The following is an 18700-nucleotide window of genomic DNA, read 5'->3' as shown; positions in this document are numbered from 1 at the left end:
CGAAAGAGATAGGGGGCCCCTATCTCTCACTAAGACTAGCTAAGTTTTTCAATCAGCTGATCAAGTATATCATTTTTTTGTTTCACAATTTCTTGAGCCTGCTCTCGCTTGGCTTCCATCTCTTCATGCATTTCTTCTCTTGCGGCTTTCTCTTCGTCGGTTAACTCTGGACGCTCTCCACTTTCTTCAAGTTCCTGCTTCTTAGACTCTCTCTCTTCATGAGCAGCCTGGGCTTCATCATGCATCGCACCAAGCTGTGAGTTTAGATCCGCAAGCTCTTTCTGAAGCTCATCGACGCCTTCAACACTTGAAGCATCTTGATCAAGCAGGAGGTTAATTAATTGATCTTTTTTCTCAGCAGTTTCCATTTTCAGTTCGCGATCTAGAGAGCGGTCTTCGAAGTGACCTCTTTTTCCATGATGTCCTTTAGGACCTGCCATCTCCTGGGTTTGCCCTACTGTCTGCTCTTCTATTTCAGTTGACTCGTCATCTGCTGCATTAACATTTGCTCCAGCTATCCCCCCAGCTAAAACCATAGAGGCAACACCAATCATCCATTTGTTCATCTTCATCAATCTCCCTTCATAGGTATGTTCTTACAATACCTATTATGGACAACAACTTACGAAGAAATTTGTAAGAATGATGTGAAAATGATGTGAGTTTGCTTTATCTCTTTTTTAATTGGTCGATCACTTTAGCATCCAAACTACGTACATGCAAATCACGCTGTGGAAATGGTATCTCTACGTTGTGATCTGCAAGGATCCGGTTGATGCGGAAGTTTAAATTACTCTTTGTTTCTACCGCTGCTTTTGGTGACGAGATCCAAATAAATAGTTGAAAATCAAGTGATGAATCACCAAAACCAAGGAAATTCACAAAAGGAGGAGGAGTTTCAAGCACATACATTGAATTCTCTTTTTCTTCCACAGCTACTTGGAGCAATAGCGATCTCACAAGCTCCACATCTGAACCGTATGCCACTCCTATTGGTAAAACGAGGCGCAATCTTGAGTCTCCATATGAGTGGTTCACAACCTGCTCTTCGATAAAATACGAATTTGGCATAATAATCCGTTCATTGTCTAGCGTTCGAATAATCGTGGCACGCATATTAATTTTTTCAACGTCTCCAATAACATCGTTTATGATCACTCGATCACCTACTTTAATTGGTCTTTCAAATAAAATAATCAAACCAGAAATAAAGTTATTTGCGATGTTCTGCATTCCAAAACCGATTCCGACCCCAAGTATTCCTGCAAAGACCGTTAAAGCACTTAGATCAATCCCGACTGTTGTTAAACTAATAACGACCGCTATCACCATCAATGTGTAATGAAAAACACGATTGAACGTAAATTGCAAACCTGTATCCAGGCTGTATCGATCATAAAGCGGTGGCATAAGAAAGGAAGTTGCAATCTTTGAAAATCGATTTGCAAGAGTAATGATAAATAGTGCAATTAATACAAGAAACAACGAGATTTCAACACTACCAATTGCAAATAATTGGCTAAACATCCAACTGTTATCGGAAAAATAAAATAAAACAAATAGCAGGATGGCATACCCTGTTGTCCAATTTATAAATGAGAGGAAAGCTGGGCGAATACCGTTTGGGTAATTCTCCTCTTTGTCTCGTTTTGTCAGCCATAATTTGATCAGAAATCGAATCAGGAATAGACCTAGTATTACAGAAATTGTAATGACTATGTCCATAATGTTCGCATTTTCTAAAATTGAATGCACAAAAGGCAACCCCTTATTTATTCATTTATCCTTTATCATATCACGGAAATTGTAACCTCCGCAGGTCTTAAACCGTCTAATTCATTGAGAAACTTCTAAACGCACCAAAAATCGAGATAACAAAAATTTAAGCTAACATAGCTAAAAATAAAAACGAAGCGGGGACAAACTTATGAGAAGATGGATCCTTCTTATCTGTACATCAATTCTTTTACTAGCAGGATGTAGTTCTAATAATGGAAACTTTTCAAATGAAAGTAGCGATATAGCTACTTCAACTGATCAATCCACAGATGAAAACCAAGGAGGAAATGAAAGAGAAAAAGAAAAAAATTCGTCTTCTATAGAAAAATCAGAAATGCCTGCCTTACAGCAAGAGCGCAAGGTAATCTTCAATGCAAACCTTTCCTTAACAGTTGAAGATTTACCTAAGGCTACTGACAAAATCAAAGATCTAACTAGAACTTATAAAGGTTATGTTGTCGAAGAAAGTACTGCTTCAGAAGAAGATTCTCTTTTTGGATCAATGACCGTACGCATACCCCAACCTGAATTTGACTCTTATCTCGATGAAGTTGAAGGTCTTGGAAAAGGGACTCCTCAAAAATCGATATCCGGAACCGATGTCACCGAGAACTACGTTGATCTTACCTCAAGACTGAAAGCAAAGGAAGCTATTCAAAAAAGACTGGAAGCATTTCTTAATGAAGCAACCAAAACAGAAGATCTGTTAGCTATATTTAATGAGCTTTCCCGTGTACAGGAAGAGGTCGAACAGCTAAAAGGTCAAATAAATTACCTCAATAACCAAAGTGAATATTCGACTGTTACAGTTTCACTCGAACAGCAGAAAATTATTGTTCCTTCTATAGATAAGAATGAATTTCAAACGCTAACAGAGGCAAAAAAACTGCTAATGACAACTGTAAATGGGCTCCTTTCCTTTTTCTCCACAGCGGCTGTACTCTTGATTGGTCTCTCACCTATTTTGGTCCCGCTCATTCTTATAGGATTATTTTTCTTGTATAGAAAGCGAAAAAAGAAGAATCAAAAAGCCGATCAGCATACCTGATCGGGTTTTCCTTATGATGCTACATCACGTTTCGTGAATAGTAGCCATGACAATGACAAGAACAAAACAAAGTAGACGAGAAGCATGGTCAACGAGAAACCGAGCGTCATACTTTCAATTATAGGTGAACCATCGAAATAAACACTTAAGTCCGTATTGGCAAAGAGGATATACTTCACCCAATCGTATTGACTAAGAATAAAAGTAAGTTGGCTCCCTGTAAACATAAGGAATATAGCTAATCCAATCGCAAGAGAGGAACTTCTAAAGATACTCGATAGCATGAAAGCAAATGTTACCATCATAAGCAAATTCACACTGGCAAGTGCATATTCAACAATATAATGAATGGCCATACTCGTTTCGGCCACTTCCCCACCTGAATAAGTTAGGTATGGTTGATCGACTGCACTAAAACCGAGGAATAACCCGCCGATAATAAAAGAAGAAATGTATAAGATGACGAGAGAAAACAGCGCAAATAATAGCGTTGAAATAAATTTAGAAGCAAGAATTTTCGTGCGTGAAGCAGGTCTGATCAACAATAACTTAATGGTTCCCCACGAATATTCACTCGCTATAACACCTGCGCCGATAATGATCGTAAAGATGGAAATTAAACTCACAATGCCAGTTGAACTATCCATAAAACTCCATATTGAATCACTTTCTAAAGGGGGAATATCATTCTCTAACCGATATTCATTTATCGCAATAGAACGTTCCTGACTGTCTTTAAAGGCTTTGGGCATTCCCTCTGAATCTTTTAGCGTTTGTTCTGCCTGTTGGATCGCATTTTCAGAATCAGTGCGCCAGTTCGTAGTCTCATCACTTGCATTCATATTAGTAAAAATGCCTGCTACAAGTACGGCTGCCACCACAAGTCCGATCATCACCCACGTTCCAACTCTTCTATAAATCTTCATGTTTTCATTTTGTATTAAATGTAACATACTAGACAACTTGCTCACCCCCAGTTACTTCTAAGAACACATCTTCTAACGTTTTCACAGAGGATTGAATACCGTATACGCGGACGCCCTTTTCCACGAGAACAGCTGTTACCTCTGGAATAAGCTCATGTTCTATTTTAATCGTCAACTTACGCTCCGATTTTTCCATCTCACAATCAGGGAAATTTGCTTTAACAGCGTGAACCGCGTGTTCTACTGGATCGACTTCAAATGAAACCATAACGGCGTGATCATTTTGAACAAAGTCATTCACTCGCTGCACATCGACCATTTTTCCGGCCTGAATAATGCCAATTCGATCACACATGAGTTCGATTTCGGATAATAAATGACTAGAAACAACTACAGCAACATTTTCTTCTCTTGCAAGTGTTCGTAAATATTGTCTGATTTCTCGAATACCTGCGGGGTCTAGTCCGTTTGTTGGCTCGTCTAGAATAAGTAGCTTAGGTCGGTGAAGCAGTGCCTGGGCAAGTCCAAGACGCTGTCGCATCCCAAGGGAGTATCCCTTCACTTTTTCATTGATACGACCTTGGAGTCCAACCAATTGAATGACTTCTTGAATGCGTTCTTTTGAAACACCTTTGACCATTCGAGCATAATGGACAAGGTTTTGGTACCCAGTCAAAAATTTGTACATTTCAGGATTTTCAACAATCGCTCCTACTTTTACAATCGCATTCTCGTAATCTGTTTTAATACTGCTTCCATCAATGAGAACTTCGCCTTCCGTCATTCTCATTAGCCCAACCATCATCCGAATTGTTGTTGTTTTTCCTGCTCCATTCGGCCCCAGAAAACCAAACACTTCACCTGGGTATACATCAAATGAAAGTTGATCAATGATTGTGTTCTTTCCAATTACTTTTGTTAAATCTTGAATCTGAACAACTGGTTTTACAGCCATTTTATTCCTCCTCTTGATACAACTTTTTCAACCACTCCACTATTCTCATACGATCTCGCTCGCGAATGGTTTCAACATCTTCGAGCGCGAGAACCTTACCATTTCGAATCGCAATAACCGTTTCAAGCAATGGTTCGATTTCCGTTACTTCATGTGTTGTGATGATCACCGTTTGTTTTTCTAAGTCGATAAAAGAAAGTAAGCTCTTCACAATTGAATCTCGCACCATCGGATCAAGACCTGATAACGGCTCATCCATCAGAATAATAGGTACATCTCTCGCAAGGGTAAGAGCAATCTTCAATCTCCCACGATTTCCTTTAGATAAATGCTTCACCTTTTGATCCTGATTCACTTCCATAAATTTAACAATATCGTGAGCTTTTTCAAGATTAAAATCGCTAAATTGACTTGCAAAAAAGCGGATTGTCTCTTTCACTGTGAAGAATGAATAGTAAGCGTCTAACTCTGATAAATAAGCAACTTTTTTTGCCGAACGCCTCGAAACCTTTTCTTCATTAAGCATTACTTTGCCTTCACTTGGCACTACAAGACCTGCGATTATCTTCATGAAAGTAGATTTCCCACTACCATTGGAGCCAACAAGGCCAATGATTTTTCCTTCAGGAATTCTCACGTTCACATCCGATAGAGCTTGTTTTCTAAGATACCGTTTAGACACGTTTTCGAATGTAATCATGATTGATTCTCCTTTTCATTCGTAACATAAGTTCGAATACCTTCAATCATATCTTCCGAGGAAAATCCCATTTGCTTCATTTCATCAATGAAATTCTGGATGTGGTTAATCTTGAGCTGTTCTCGAAGTTCGGTCAGTCTTTCTTTTTGCTCCGTTACAAACGTCCCTTGCCCTCGTTTCGTTTCCACAATCTCCATCCTCTCCAGTTCATTGTAGGTTCTCGACACTGTATTTGGATTTACTCCTGATTGAATGGCCATTTCTCTTACAGAAGGAAGTTTTTCACCAGTTTTTCGTTCCCCTTTAATAATCTCCCAGCTAATGCGGTCCACTAGCTGCAGGTAAATCGGCTTTGAGGGATTAAAATCTTCTCCCATCCCTTACACCTCCACTTTTCGATCAAGTAGCCAGCATGTCATCATGAAAACAAGGACGATAGTAATGAAATCAAATATTACATTCCCAATTGCAAACGGAAATGTTGAAACGGTTAATTCAAATGCCTGCTGACTAACCTCCATATTTAACGGTGACGGTAGCTCGACATACCCCCACTCAATCATTACTTCATAAAGACGAGTCCCACTCAACCATGAACCAAACCAACTAATAAAACCAACGATTAAGAGAATAAGAAGAAGCGCCCACTTGCCTATATACGTTTTCAGTACTTGATACAAAGTCCAATAGAAGATTAGCCAAATCCCCATGTAGACCGATCCTGTAATAATAACGGTGAGAAAATAAAATCCGAACAGCCACACGTTATCAATTGGAAGTTGAATTAGGCTCGGTTCGAGATTATAAGCTAGAAGAGATAAACTACTGATAATACCAATAGAAAGCAGTAATGCTAATAACCCATTTAGCAATTTAGCCCCGAGTAAACGAGCTCCTGATTGTGGATTGTGTAGCCAGAGGTGTAGGTTCCTCCCTTCAGTGTTCAAGCTAATTAATAAATATAGTGGCAAAAAGAAGACGTGCATAGCCGTTAGTACGGCTCCGATAATAGCTGTTAAATAAGGGACTTCCCATCTTGCAGAGGCAAGAAAAAATCCAATCATTACTAGCAAATCAAACGCTGTAACGCCTAATAGAAGGGTTCTTGAGAGACGAAATTCCTTTCGTAGTAACCCACTCCAATTCTTCATGATAAAGTTCCCCCTTAACGTGTTAGTGTATTAGTTACATAGTACACCAGTACTTTGGGGTGGTCAACATTTTTTATTTTCAATTTCATAAAAAAATGATCCACATGAACATTGATTTCGTTAGCTATGTAAGAGTATAGTCAATAAAAAACGCTAAGATATAAGTTAAATAAAAGAGGTGAAGAACGTGAAAAAAGTCTTATTGCTCGTAGTTGGTGCGATTATTTGGCTCGTTCTCGCAGGGTACAACAACTATGCTGAACCCGTAACGAATACAGCCGTTGAACAAGAACAAACGAACGCTGAGTTAGAGGTAGAAGAGATAGAGAAACCTGATGTGCTATCAGACGAATTTCTTCTTCTAGATGATCAGAAGAATAAAATCGAAGAAGCCAAAGAATCCCAAAACGTTCAAGAGGGAATGGCGCCTGTACAAGTAGAAATTCCTGCAATTGATGTTAAAGCTCCCGTTGAAAATGTCGGCATATTAGAAAATGGACAAATGGGTGTTCCTGAAGACATCAACAAAGTTGGTTGGTTTGAACCTGGCTTTAAACCAGGAACAAAAGGAAATGCTGTCTTAGCCGGGCACGTCGATAGTAAAACAGGACCGGCCATTTTCTTTTATCTTGAAAAGCTTTCAAAAGGTGACGAAATCATTTTGACTGATAAAGAGGGGGAAAAAATGACGTTCGTTGTCACTGGTAAAGAACGATACCCTTACAACGATTCCCCTATCGAAAAAATATTCGGACCAACTGATTCACGCACGTTGAATCTTATTACGTGTGTTGGTACATTTAATCGCTCAAAAGGAACACATGAGGAGAGACTTGTTGTTTCTACAGAGTTAAAGAAAGATCCGAGTAAAGAGAAGGAAGAAGCAGATCCTAACGAAGTTCCAGATGCTCCAACAAACCTTAGCGTTAATGGGAACTTCTTATCATGGCATGCTGTGCGCGACGAAAATGTTGTAGGATACCGCATTTACAAAGCTGACGCATACGGTGTTTATAAGCAAATTGAGAGCATTTCTAACCTTGAACGTAAGAGCTTCTCAGATCCCGATGCTTCAACCTCCTCATACTATGTAACTTCTGTAAATATATTTGGTAACGAATCAGCTCCATCTAAAAAAATAACTCCTGAAAAATAAGAAAAGCGCGGCTGGATGTTTTCCAGCTGCGCTTTTCTTTCATTTAAAGAAGAAAATGTCTCTATACCTCAAATGATTAACTCGCTTTTTTCATTTGAGATTCTACAAGATAACGATTAAAATAATCATCTGTTTCGCTTCGAATGACTTTATAAAGTAATAATAACGCAATTAAGTTTGGAATCATCATCAGAGCATTTGCCATATCCGCAAAAGCCCAAACAGTAGTTAGATTCGCAACCGTACCAACAAAGCATGCCAAAACATATACTGCTCCATAATAAATCGTTACTTTCGTACCAACAAGGTATTCAAAGCATTTATAACCATATACATACCAACCAAGAATGGTCGAGAACCCAAAGAAAATGACAGAGAATGTCACAATATATTCCCCAATCAAACCTAAACTTGAACCGAATGCTGCCGTTGTCAAAGCACCCGCTTCTAAATTCGGATCATGCACGATTCCCGAAAGGTCTCCTCCTGTTGGGTCCCAAAATCCTGTAATAAGGAGCACAAGAGCTGTCATTGTACAAACAATGATCGTTACAATAAATGTACCGGTCATGGCTACGAGAGCCTGTTTCACTGGATGATCGGCTTTCGCATTACCAGCAATAAGGGCAGCCGTACCAAGTCCTGCTTCGTTCGAGAAAATTCCTTTGGAAACCCCTGATTTTACAGCTTCCATTACGATAACACCCGAAAATCCTCCTACCGCCGATATAGGTGAAAAGGCATATGTAAAAATCAGCTTCATAGCTGGGATAACGGCATCTATGTTAATGACAATAATAATGAGTGCACCAACTACGTAGAGAACCGCCATAATCGGAACAAAGAAACCTGCAACAGAACTAATTCGCTTTACACCACCAAAGATGATAAGCGAAGTAAGTGCAGCAAGGACAACCCCAGTTATCCAACCATCAATTTGGAAGCTTTCATCAACAACACTTGCGATTGTATTTGATTGTACGCTATTCCCGATTCCGAGTGAGGCAATCGCTCCAAATAAAGCGAACGAAATAGCGAGCCACTTCCATTTAGACCCCAATCCCTTTTCGACATAATACATCGGCCCTCCGGCATACTCTCCGTTATCATTCTTCACACGATATTTCATCGCAAGCAAAGCTTCTCCATACTTCGTTGCCATTCCAACAAGACCTACAATCCACATCCAGAAAATCGCACCTGGACCCCCAATTGTAATCGCTGTAGCAACTCCTGCAATATTACCATTTCCTATCGTGGCAGCTAGTGCTGTCATCAGAGCTTTATAGTTACTAACGTCACCTTCAGCACTGCTATCCTCTTCTTTTTCTTTTGAGAATGCTAATTTGAAAGCATATCCCAGCTTTCGAAACTGCAGTCCTTTCAGAATAAATGTGAGAAAGACACCTGTCCCAAATAATAAAATTAGGCTTGGTGCTCCCCAAAGAACTCCATTAATTTTCTCTAGCCAATCTAAGATGTTCATTCTCTCTCTACTCCTTTGTGTTAACGCTTTCATGCACTGACCTTTACCACATTATCATTTGTAAGCTTGAAGCGCAATTCCCACCTTTAAATTTGGGGAAATAGTCACTATTCAATTTTTACTATAGCCTATTAAGAAATTCAATTAGTAACTTTCTCCAACGTAAAAGAGAGACTTAACATAAGTTAAGTCTCTCTAAATAACTGCTCTTACAATTGACCAATGGCATCACTTATCGATTGATCGCCGTTCAAAACTTCAAATGTTCGGTTAAACGTATACTTGTTCTCCAAGGCTTCAGTAAGTACAGCAGCTACATCTTCACGTGGTATTTCACCAGATTTATCTTCAAGCGTTTCGGCTGCCCTGATTTGTCCTGTTCCAGGCTCATTTGATAGACGACCTGGACGAAGAATAGTATAAGTTAAGTTCGTTGCTTTCAAGTGCTCATCGGCACGTTTCTTCGCATGTAAATATGGCTTCATATTATCTGGACCTTTTTCAGGATAATCAGATCCAACAGTACTTAGCATGACAAAGCGTTTAATTCCTTGTTGCTTCGCTTCATCAACTGCTTTAATCGCACCTTCCTGGTCAATCATAATGGTTTTATCTGCGCCAGTATGCGGTCCTGAACCTGCAGCGAAGATAACCGCTTCACAGCCGTACAGCGCTTGTGAGAAATCTTTTTCAAGATCGCCAAGCACCGTTTTACCTCCTGCATCTTCAATCGCCTTAACTTGGTCTGTATCGCGAATCATACCAACTGGTTCGTGACCGCGTTCTGCTAATTTTGTAATTAAATGTGTTCCTACTTGTCCGTTTGCTCCAATAACGAGTACTTTCATGACAATTCGTCCTCCTTTAAAAACCTTAACACTTGTTATATTCCGCAAATTCACCTTTTTAAACCAACGAATGTGCAAAATGCTAAAAGCATACTTCGTTTCGACCATTTTTCTTCGCTCTGTAAAGAGACTTGTCTGCTTGTTCAACGGATGCCATTAACGGTTTTTCAAGATCAAGTTCAGCCAATCCGATTGAAACAGAAACATTCTTTATTTCGTCTCCCATCTCGGTCATAAATCGCTGCTTACTTAAATTGTGCTGCAAATCCTTCATCCGATGATATGCCTCCTCTTTCGTTGATGCTTCAAGCATCACAATAAACTCTTCTCCTCCGTATCGTGCAACAAGCCAATTATCGCCTTGATCTGAAAGGAACATGGCAAAATCAGCCAAGACGCGATCCCCGTTAAGATGACCATATTTATCATTAACTTGCTTAAAAAAATCTAGATCAAGCATGGCTACCATTTTTATCAAATGAGTCTCATGAGCTTTCGCTTTCTTTAGAAAACTTCTCAGATTAAGTAGTCCGGTCAGAGAGTCGTGTTCAGCATAAAAGCGAAGCTGCTTGCTCATCTCAAGATTATTAGTGCTCATTTGAATAAAGAAATACATAATTAGGGCAGATAGCTGAAAGGAGATAAATCGCATTAAATAAGAATAGAGCGTGATATCTTCTGAAATAATATAGCCAACGATCGCATCTGAAATAAACCAGATGCCAACAAAATAAAAAAACAGCTTCAAATATGTGAGGTTTCGAAAAAGCTTCTGTCGCACTAGCATTGTTACTACTGTTGGGATTAATAAGGTGAAAAAGATCTCCAAGTAAATAAAGTCACCTGGAAAGGCGAAGCGAGCTAGTGTAATCATTATAAGCACGGGTATGCCATATTGATACCCATGGTACAGAACTAGTATCACCATTGGAATGGTTCGTAAATCATATAGATACCCGTCTAACGATACCGGCAACATATAAAGGCAAATAATACCGATTGCCACAATGAATATGTGGGCGACAGCGACAACCTGACTGGGCCACCGCTTCTGAAAAGCGAGATAGTATGCGCTTTGGATGCATAGGTGCATAAATAATAAGATGGAAAAGTTCGCTAATAAAGATTGCATCTGCCGTTTCACTTCCATAATGGTTATTTTTTATTCATTCTTACTTACAGATTTTACACCTATCTTAGCATTTTATGGAAAATAATAGAACATTATTTATGTATTATGAATAAAACCAAGTATCCCTCTTTCTAGAGAAATACTTGGTTTTATTATAAGCAGTCAAATTATGACCACTTCTCTTATTTAGTATAATTTTTGGAGAGCTTCTTTATCAAATGGTAATAAATCATCTGCGCGGCCATCACGTACTTTGCTTACCCATTCAGGGTCCATTAATAACGAGCGACCAATTGCTACAAGATCAAACTCTTCACTATCAAGCTTTTCAATCAAACCATCAAGACTTGTCGTATTTGCTCCAGCAAAGCTTGTAAATTCTCCATCTAGTCCGACTGAGCCTACTGAAATAACCGGTTTACCAGTTAGTTTCTTCGTCCAACCAGCTAGATTCAATTCGGAACCTTCAAATTCAGGCTCCCAGAAACGACGTGTTGAGCAGTGGAAGATATCTACTCCAGCTTCAACGAGCGGTGTTAGGAACTGTTCTAATTCCTCAGATGTAGTCGCAAGCTTCGCTTTAAAATCGTTCATTTTCCATTGAGAAAAACGGAAAATAATCGGGAAGTCTGGCCCCACTTTACGACGGCAGGATTCGATAATTTCTACAGCAAATTGAGTTCTCCCTACAAGATCGCCGCCATAGCGGTCAGTCCGTTTATTTGTCTGCTCATAGAAAAATTGGTCGATCAAATAACCATGTGCTCCGTGAAGTTCAATCGCATCAAAACCAAGTCGCTTCGCATCTGCTGCTGCATCTGCATAGGCTTCAACTAGCTGTTCCACTTCTTCTGTTGTCAAAGGCTCGTTTACCTTCTCACCAGATAGAGCTAGACCTGAAGGACCAACTGGTTGTGCTTCTTCGTTTGGCAGTTCGCCCATTTTTCGAGTCATCCCAACATGCCAAAGCTGAGGTGCAATTTTACCGCCTGCTTCATGAACTTCTTTCACAACATTTCCCCAGCCTGCTAGTGCTTCTTCACCATGAAAGACAGGAATGCTCGCACCTGAAACCGATGAAGGATGGTTAATCCCAGTTCCTTCTGTTACTATTAGCCCCACGCCATTTTCTGCTCTACGTCGATAATAAGCTGCCACATCTTCACCTGGTACATTTCCTGGTGAAAACCCTCTAGTCATTGGCGCCATAACTGTGCGATTTTCTAAAGATAATTTTTCACTATTGAACGTTCTAAATAACGCTTCAGTTGTTTTGGTTGTTTGTGTCAATTTATTTCCTCCTCTAACCTGTTTGCATTCATTATTATTTCAAAACCATTCTCCAAAAGAAAGAAATCTGTTTATGTAATGTGCTGGTGATCCGATGAATCCTGTAGAAAGCTATTAATTCCGCGATACTTAGGATATTTCCGCGAAAAATCGTTTTTTTCCGCGATAACTGAAAGATATCCGCGATTTTGTGATTATTTCCGCGATCTGCCAATTTACGAAAAAAATCATAGGCGAAGCGCCTATGATTTCCTCTCTCTACTACTTATTCTCATATTTAGCTGAAAGAAAGCCTAAAGCTGCCCCAAGTATGGCTCCACCGAGGACCTCAACAGGTTGATGTCCAAGGAGCTCTTTCAACTCTTTTTCCCTTTCCACAAATTCCATGCTAGGGTAATCTCCAGAGATCGTCGCTAAATTATCCTCTAGATCGTTTACTAGAGCAGCAATTTCTCCTGTATGACGCCTAACCCCCTGAGCATCGTACATAACAATCACACCGAAAATAGTAGCGAGAGCTGTTTCTGTATGACGAGATCCTTTATTTGATGCAATGTAAGAAGTAAGGGCTGCAACACCAGCTGAATGCGAACTAGGCATTCCACCGGTTGTCGCAACTTGCTTCACATCCCATTCTCCTTTTAACACCTTATGAGTTAGGATCTTCAAACCCTGAGCAATCGCAATTGAGGAAACTGCTGTTAAAATTCCTCTGTTCATTTTTTGCATCTCTCTCATCCTCCACTTTGCCATCTTTTCTGCCTGAGCAGAATGTTCTATTAGATGCATTACCCTTTAGGAAGGAATTTTACGCAGAGAAATTGTTTTTCAGGAAATAGACCCCACTTACATTCAATTCACTTTTCACTGATAATAAAATAGTTTCCCCTGTTCACCTTCAGATTTCTTTCATGCAATCAAAGAAATCTTTAGTAGCTGATACAATCGCTTCTCGATCTCATCTATGCTGATCAACAAGAATGGGATTGCCATCAGGGTCTTCTATTGTAAAACTCGTTGGCCCTTCGCTTGATTCATCCGCTTCAGAAAGAAAATTCACTCCGTTTTCTTTTAGCTGCTTTTGAAGTGTTCGAATATCTGTAAACACTTCAAGATTTTCAGCGTTCTCATCCCAACCTGGATTAAACGTTAGAATATTTTTTTCAAACATCCCTTGAAACAGGCCAATGACCGTACTGCCATTCTTCATAATGAGCCAATTTTGAGAGATATCTCCTCCAAACGACTGAAAACCTAATTTTTCGTAAAAATGCTTTGAGGCTTGGATATCCTTTACATTTAAACTTACAGAAAAAGCTCCTAAATTCATATTCATACCTCCTCATTATCGTTGCTATAAAAGATTCTTCTCTATTACCTCCTTTCCTCCCTTCTTTTAAGTGGATTAAGATAACGTTACTTATAGAATGATTCCAAACTAGAATTTTTTCTACGCTTTCCACTACTCTTCATAATCAATTCTCAACCCATCTACATGTTTGCGATTCATCAATTTCTTTTTCTTTCTGTTCTCAACAGTTTCAAATAGGATATCAAAATCATAATTCTCCGGATAAAGCTCGCTAGCAGGCAAGAGTAGTTTTAAGCGCTTTACATGAATGGTCTCTTTCTTACCATCTACCATGACAATCACATTCCCGAACTCATCAATAGGTTTATAAACGATGCCCTTTTCTTTCATAGAAGGTATCGCTACGCTGTCACCAATTTCATACTGATCGAAGTGCTTTTCGACCTGTACCTTCTGTTGGCTGCGAGGTTTTTCAACTTTTTTACTTTGGAGCTGTTGTTCATAGTGCCAATGGTACTTTTTATCAGTTTCCTTATTGTAAGTTACCTTCTCCTGATACGTAATTTCATGAGCACGCTCAATAATCTTCGGATGCATGCCAAGCCTGAGCGCAATTGCAAATGCTTGACTTTCACCTGGTATGCCTATGCAAAGCTTAAAGGTTGGTCGCAATGATTCAGGATCAAACTCCATGGACCCATTTTCGAAATCAGGATGAGTAGATGCAAAATTCTTCATCTCACTATAGTGGGTCGTGGAAAGAATTGTTGCTCCAAGGCGATTCAATTGTTCTAAAATGGATACGGCAATGCCCATCCCTTCACCAGGGTCTGTACCTGAACCTAGTTCATCTAGAATGACAAGAGCATCAGGCCCAGCATCTTGCAAAATAGTAATGATATTCGACATTCTTGAAGAGAAAGTACTTAGCGATTGTTCAATACTCTGGCCATCTCCAATATCGACGAGAATGGTCCCAAACATGCCAAACACAGAAGACTCATCAGCCGGAATGTGTAAGCCACATTGAACCATCATCGCAAGAAGACCTACTGTTTTAATGGCTACGGTTTTTCCACCTGTATTTGGTCCAGTAATCACTAAACCTTTATAATCTTTCCCAAGTTCAAGGGTTAGCGGAACAGGGTTTTTTGCTAACAAAGGATGACGACCATTTTGTAACTCAAGTATTGGCTCACTTGATAGCTTAACTTGATTGCCCTCAATCGCTACACTATATTTCGCTTTTGCAAAAATATAATCGTAGTGTGTCATTGTTTCAATATTGATTGAGATCTCTTGCGCATATCGCTCCACCTCTCCTGTTAGTCTGCTTAGAATTCGTTGTTCCTCCAAGTATTCATCTGCCTTTACTTCATTTAATTCCATTTGAACTTTCCGAACTTCTTCAGGTTCAATATAAACAGTCGAACCGCTTGATGATTGGTCATGAACGGTTCCTTTTATTTGTTTCCGATATTCTTTCTTCACAGCGACAACATAGTGGCCATTTCGATCGCTGATAATCGTATCCTGCAGTGCTTTTCGTTTCGAAGATGAACGCAGAAGATGATTCAGTTTTTCTTTCACCCGTTCTTCATAAACGGTTATTTTCTTTCTAATTCTCCCAAGTTCCTTACTCGCTGCATCATTAATTTCACCATTTCTGATTGCTCGTTTCAATTCTTCTTCAAGATCCGTAATCTCATAAAGAGAATAGATATAAGTTGAAATTGTAGGGGCCAGCCATTCTTTCCCCGTCATAAACTGCTTCAGTTTCCGGCCGCTTTCGATTAAATCCAGCACAGTTATCAGCTGATCTGCCCGTAAAGGAACACCTTTGTTTAATTGTTTCATCACCTGGATAATGCCATGAAGTCCATGAAGAGGGACGCTTGAGCTTTTCTTAATAATTTCTTTCGCCTCTGTCGTTTCATTTAATCGATTTTGCACAACCTCTTTATCATGCAACGGCTTCATTTTCAGGATCTCACTTTTTGCTTCTTCTGAAAGGGCATAGTGAGCTACTTCGCTTCGAATTTTATCAAATTCAAGTGTTACCATAGTTTGTTGGTTCAATGTTCTTCCTCCTCGATTCATATATGTTCGCGCATCTTAAGTAAAACTTCCATTCAATTAACATACATGTCACTTCCTTTCCAACAAAAAAAGAGCTACGAATGAACACAGGTTCATTCGTAGCTCTTCTATAAAGGGGTAGACGACCCCCATTCCCCCATGCTTAAAAAGCATACAAAAAGCTGCGCACAGAGCGCAGCTGGAATGGTTGTTGTCATTCTTGAGCTTTTCTGTGTTCTTAACTAAATTGACAGAAGGCATATTTAAATAAGCATAGAATACATGCTACTTTAAAAGCCAATCCATCTATAAAATTACGTTAGTTAAGAATCACCGATAACATAAAATTTGCCCCTTTTACTTTTCAGGTTACATTTATTATAAATGGGAATCGTTGTTCTTTCAAGTTGCTTTTTAGAAAGCATGTGAAGTCGTTCCGCCATCAATAACAATATTTTGTCCGGTCGTATAGCTCGCATACGGTGATGCAAGAGATAAAAAGGCTGGAATCAATTCATCTAACCGACCAACTCGATGCATCGGATTACTTCCGTTGATTTTATTAAGAAGAATAGGATTCTCTAATGCTTTTTCGTTAAACGGCGTTTTAATAAAGCCAGGACTTATCGCATTAACAGTGATCCCGAGTGGGGAGAGTTCCTGGGATAACTGTTTTGTTAATTGCACTACAGCCGCTTTACTTGGACCATATGGGGTGGAAAAAGGAAGTCCAACTTCACTTGCCATCGATGCAATGTTAATAATCCTAGATCCTTCGCCTTCTTTTAAATCAGGGAGAACTGCTCTAGTCATCATATATACTGATTTCACGTTCGTTTCCATCACATCGTCCCATTCATCCGCTTCAAGATCTTCAATTGTTTTTCGAACAGTTTTCCCAGCATTATTAACGAGAATGTTAATTGTCCCTATGCTTTCATGAATGTCACTTATGATTTGCTGAATGCTTTCCTCATTCGTGACATCTCCTACAAATGCAACGACTGATCTATTTGTTTCCTTACTTATTTCTTTTGCTGTATCTTCAAGAACTTGTTTTGTTCTACCAACAATGGCGACAGTAGCTCCCGCTTCGGATAGAGCACGTGCAATTGTTTTGCCAATGCCTCTGCCTCCACCTGTAACGACGGCCACATTATTTGTGAAATCAAAATACTGCATCTAACATCCTCCTCTACTTTATCTACCATACAAAATATTCTTATTTCCATCCATTAGAGTGCTTCAAAGATGATGTAAAAACCTTGTTTGTCATTATTCGACAGCATCCTAAAAAAATTATTTTGTATTTGAAAGGTAATTGCGGTAATTTGTTAGAATATTTAGTATTAAGATACATAAAGGAGGAGTTCTTATTGGAAGCAGCATTAAATAACATTAGTGGATTTGTATGGGGGTGGCCTCTGCTCGTCCTACTTGTGGGAACGGGTATTTACCTCACTATTCGCCTTGGGTTTCTCCAGTTTACCATGCTTCCATATGCGTTGAAGCAAGCCTTCTCAAAGAAACAAGATAAAAACGCAGAAGGGGATATCTCTCACTTCCAGGCTTTGATGACGGCACTTGCCGCTACGATCGGAACAGGAAACATTGCCGGTGTCGCAACGGCTGTATTTGTTGGTGGACCTGGTGCCGTTCTCTGGATGTGGATCAGTGCTCTCTTTGGAATGGCAACGAAATATGCTGAGGCAATCCTTGCTGTTAAGTACCGTTCAGTGAATTCAAATGGTGAAATGTCCGGTGGGCCGATGTACTACCTTGATAAAGGACTTAATATGAAGTGGCTTGGGATGATTTTTGCCTTTTTTGGTGCTTTCGCAGCTTTTGGAATCGGAAATATGGTACAGTCCAACTCGGTAGCAGACGCTGTCGCTACTTTCGGGGTAGCTCCGTGGATTACTGGACTTGTCCTAATGTTCTTTACTGGAATGGTTATTCTCGGTGGAATTAAAAGCATCGGTAAAGTGACGGCTTACTTTGTTCCAGTTATGGCCTTATTTTATGTTATTGGTGGATTAGTCGTGATCTTTATGAATCTTAGTCTTGTTCCTGCAGCTGTTTCCCTTATCTTCTCAGACGCTTTTACAGGTGAAGCTGCTGCTGGTGGTGCCATTGGTGCCGTAATCCGTTATGGTGTTGCACGTGGGGTATTTTCGAATGAAGCTGGACTTGGCTCTGCGCCAATTGCGGCGGCTGCCGCTAAAACCGATTACCCAGGACGTCAAGCACTTGTCTCTATGACACAGGTGTTCATTGATACGATTGTTGTCTGTTCCATCACTGGAATCGCGCTCGTTATGGGTGATCTCTATGGTGGAGATTTGAACGGAGCAGCCTTAACGACAGCGACGTTCGAGAAATTCCTGGGTGTTCCTGGAGCACTTATCGTTACAATTGGACTTATTTTATTTGCTTATTCAACTGTTCTCGGATGGTCCTACTATGGCGAAAAATGCTTCTCTTATCTTTTTGGAGACGCATCAATTAAATATTATCGTCTCGTTTTCGTATTGGCTGTTTTTGTCGGAACAACATTAAAACTAAACGTTGTTTGGCTTCTAGCTGATATTTTCAATGGCTTAATGGCACTACCAAACTTGATTGGACTTCTCGGTCTTTCAGGAGTTGTTGTCGCTGAGACAAAACGCTTCCTGGAGAAAGTGAAGGAAGAAAAGAGAGAAGCCCATTCATGAAGTGACCCCTGTCAAGTAGACAGGAATTAAAAAGCATTTTTAAGCAGCCTGAGCTCTATACTTATAGGGGCTCAGGTTGTTTAATTTCTTTTGAAATCTTTGGTGATTGTAAAATCGTATGTAT

Annotated in this window: 19 protein-coding genes; 3 read left to right on the top strand and 16 right to left on the bottom strand. The window is 39.7% G+C overall.

Annotated elements, in window-relative coordinates; translation table 11 throughout:
- Positions 1-35 precede the first annotated feature (35 nt).
- Together ABVF21_RS20445 and ABVF21_RS20440 are read right to left on the bottom strand one after the other, a co-directional pair.
- Positions 36-566 carry a hypothetical protein gene (locus ABVF21_RS20445; protein ID WP_371018863.1) on the bottom strand — a complete coding sequence of 177 codons (531 nt, stop codon included), beginning with the start codon at positions 564-566 and terminating at the stop codon, positions 36-38.
- Positions 567-669: 103 nt separating this feature from the next.
- Positions 670-1755, bottom strand: coding sequence for a mechanosensitive ion channel family protein (locus ABVF21_RS20440; RefSeq protein WP_371018862.1), 1086 nt, complete (start codon positions 1753-1755; stop codon positions 670-672).
- 172 nt (positions 1756-1927) lie between these two features.
- On the opposite strand from ABVF21_RS20440, the gene ABVF21_RS20435 reads away from it, so the two are divergent.
- Entirely contained in the window at positions 1928-2827 is a 900-nt protein-coding gene (locus ABVF21_RS20435; RefSeq protein WP_371018861.1) for a DUF4349 domain-containing protein, read from the top strand.
- Between the two features lie 11 nt (positions 2828-2838).
- Here the strand turns inward: ABVF21_RS20435 and ABVF21_RS20430 are convergent, their stop codons facing one another.
- From ABVF21_RS20430 to ABVF21_RS20410, 5 genes are read right to left on the bottom strand one after another with little or no spacing between them, the layout of a single operon-like run.
- Complete coding sequence (locus ABVF21_RS20430) at positions 2839-3780, bottom strand: ABC transporter permease (RefSeq protein ID WP_242057283.1); 942 nt, start codon at positions 3778-3780, stop codon at positions 2839-2841.
- 1 nt (position 3781) lies between these two features.
- Positions 3782-4708: an ABC transporter ATP-binding protein gene (locus tag ABVF21_RS20425; protein ID WP_303535264.1), complete on the bottom strand. Its 927-nt coding sequence runs from the start codon at positions 4706-4708 to the stop codon at positions 3782-3784.
- Position 4709: 1 nt separating this feature from the next.
- Positions 4710-5408, bottom strand: a complete 699-nt coding sequence (locus ABVF21_RS20420; protein ID WP_303535262.1) for an ABC transporter ATP-binding protein — start codon at positions 5406-5408, stop codon at positions 4710-4712.
- Entirely contained in the window at positions 5405-5785 is a 381-nt protein-coding gene (locus ABVF21_RS20415; protein WP_303535260.1) for a GntR family transcriptional regulator, read from the bottom strand. Before ABVF21_RS20415 ends, ABVF21_RS20420 begins: the two co-directional genes overlap by 4 nt.
- Positions 5786-5788: 3 nt before the next feature.
- Positions 5789-6559 (bottom strand): hypothetical protein, encoded by a 771-nt coding sequence (locus ABVF21_RS20410; RefSeq protein ID WP_303535259.1) that lies wholly within the window; start codon positions 6557-6559, stop codon positions 5789-5791.
- A gap of 187 nt (positions 6560-6746) precedes the next feature.
- On the opposite strand from ABVF21_RS20410, the gene ABVF21_RS20405 reads away from it, so the two are divergent.
- Entirely contained in the window at positions 6747-7715 is a 969-nt protein-coding gene (locus ABVF21_RS20405; RefSeq protein ID WP_303535257.1) for a class F sortase, read from the top strand.
- Positions 7716-7791: 76 nt separating this feature from the next.
- On the opposite strand, the gene ABVF21_RS20400 is transcribed toward ABVF21_RS20405, so the two are convergent.
- The 8 genes from ABVF21_RS20400 to ABVF21_RS20365 all read right to left on the bottom strand — a co-directional run bounded on the left by ABVF21_RS20400 (position 7792) and on the right by ABVF21_RS20365 (position 17044).
- Positions 7792-9201: an alanine/glycine:cation symporter family protein gene (locus ABVF21_RS20400; RefSeq protein ID WP_303535256.1), complete on the bottom strand. Its 1410-nt coding sequence runs from the start codon at positions 9199-9201 to the stop codon at positions 7792-7794.
- Between the two features lie 209 nt (positions 9202-9410).
- Positions 9411-10049: an SDR family oxidoreductase gene (locus ABVF21_RS20395; RefSeq protein ID WP_371018860.1), complete on the bottom strand. Its 639-nt coding sequence runs from the start codon at positions 10047-10049 to the stop codon at positions 9411-9413.
- A gap of 82 nt (positions 10050-10131) precedes the next feature.
- Entirely contained in the window at positions 10132-11181 is a 1050-nt protein-coding gene (locus ABVF21_RS20390) for a GGDEF domain-containing protein (protein WP_303535254.1), read from the bottom strand.
- A 186-nt stretch (positions 11182-11367) separates the two neighbouring features.
- Entirely contained in the window at positions 11368-12471 is a 1104-nt protein-coding gene (locus ABVF21_RS20385) for an NADH:flavin oxidoreductase (RefSeq protein ID WP_303535253.1), read from the bottom strand.
- Between the two features lie 261 nt (positions 12472-12732).
- A complete protein-coding gene (locus ABVF21_RS20380; RefSeq protein ID WP_194218855.1) occupies positions 12733-13200 on the bottom strand; it encodes a divergent PAP2 family protein in 468 nt (155 codons plus the stop codon).
- 229 nt (positions 13201-13429) lie between these two features.
- On the bottom strand, positions 13430-13801 hold the full coding sequence (locus ABVF21_RS20375) for a VOC family protein (RefSeq protein WP_371018859.1): 372 nt from the start codon (positions 13799-13801) through the stop codon (positions 13430-13432).
- A gap of 132 nt (positions 13802-13933) precedes the next feature.
- A complete protein-coding gene (locus ABVF21_RS20370) occupies positions 13934-15862 on the bottom strand; it encodes an endonuclease MutS2 (protein ID WP_303535250.1) in 1929 nt (642 codons plus the stop codon).
- Positions 15863-16276: 414 nt separating this feature from the next.
- Positions 16277-17044 carry an SDR family NAD(P)-dependent oxidoreductase gene (locus tag ABVF21_RS20365; protein WP_371018858.1) on the bottom strand — a complete coding sequence of 256 codons (768 nt, stop codon included), beginning with the start codon at positions 17042-17044 and terminating at the stop codon, positions 16277-16279.
- Positions 17045-17238: 194 nt separating this feature from the next.
- Here ABVF21_RS20365 and ABVF21_RS20360 point away from each other — a divergent pair, with 194 nt between their 5' ends.
- Positions 17239-18576: an alanine/glycine:cation symporter family protein gene (locus tag ABVF21_RS20360; protein ID WP_371018857.1), complete on the top strand. Its 1338-nt coding sequence runs from the start codon at positions 17239-17241 to the stop codon at positions 18574-18576.
- A 39-nt stretch (positions 18577-18615) separates the two neighbouring features.
- Here ABVF21_RS20360 and ABVF21_RS20355 read toward each other — a convergent pair whose 3' ends face one another.
- A complete protein-coding gene (locus ABVF21_RS20355) occupies positions 18616-18696 on the bottom strand; it encodes an IS3 family transposase (protein ID WP_371018277.1) in 81 nt (26 codons plus the stop codon).
- Positions 18697-18700 lie beyond the last annotated feature (4 nt).

Origin of the sequence: Pseudalkalibacillus sp. JSM 102089 (assembly GCF_041366475.1) — a bacterium.
GTDB classification, from domain to species: domain Bacteria; phylum Bacillota; class Bacilli; order Bacillales; family Guptibacillaceae; genus Guptibacillus; species Guptibacillus hwajinpoensis_B.
Note: the sequence above shows the minus strand (reverse complement) of the source record. Positions and strands in the feature narration are given on the sequence as shown.

Coding starts and splice junctions, on each gene's coding strand:
- ABVF21_RS20445 (WP_371018863.1), bottom strand. CDS start 566: ATGAACAAATGGATGATTGGTGTTGCCTCTATGGTTTTAGCTGGGGGG.
- ABVF21_RS20435 (WP_371018861.1), top strand. CDS start 1,928: ATGAGAAGATGGATCCTTCTTATCTGTACATCAATTCTTTTACTAGCA.
- ABVF21_RS20430 (WP_242057283.1), bottom strand. CDS start 3,780: ATGTTACATTTAATACAAAATGAAAACATGAAGATTTATAGAAGAGTT.
- ABVF21_RS20425 (WP_303535264.1), bottom strand. CDS start 4,708: ATGGCTGTAAAACCAGTTGTTCAGATTCAAGATTTAACAAAAGTAATT.
- ABVF21_RS20420 (WP_303535262.1), bottom strand. CDS start 5,408: ATGATTACATTCGAAAACGTGTCTAAACGGTATCTTAGAAAACAAGCT.
- ABVF21_RS20415 (WP_303535260.1), bottom strand. CDS start 5,785: ATGGGAGAAGATTTTAATCCCTCAAAGCCGATTTACCTGCAGCTAGTG.
- ABVF21_RS20410 (WP_303535259.1), bottom strand. CDS start 6,559: ATGAAGAATTGGAGTGGGTTACTACGAAAGGAATTTCGTCTCTCAAGA.
- ABVF21_RS20400 (WP_303535256.1), bottom strand. CDS start 9,201: ATGAACATCTTAGATTGGCTAGAGAAAATTAATGGAGTTCTTTGGGGA.
- ABVF21_RS20395 (WP_371018860.1), bottom strand. CDS start 10,049: ATGAAAGTACTCGTTATTGGAGCAAACGGACAAGTAGGAACACATTTA.
- ABVF21_RS20390 (WP_303535254.1), bottom strand. CDS start 11,181: ATGCAATCTTTATTAGCGAACTTTTCCATCTTATTATTTATGCACCTA.
- ABVF21_RS20380 (WP_194218855.1), bottom strand. CDS start 13,200: ATGCAAAAAATGAACAGAGGAATTTTAACAGCAGTTTCCTCAATTGCG.
- ABVF21_RS20375 (WP_371018859.1), bottom strand. CDS start 13,801: ATGAATTTAGGAGCTTTTTCTGTAAGTTTAAATGTAAAGGATATCCAA.
- ABVF21_RS20365 (WP_371018858.1), bottom strand. CDS start 17,044: ATGCAGTATTTTGATTTCACAAATAATGTGGCCGTCGTTACAGGTGGA.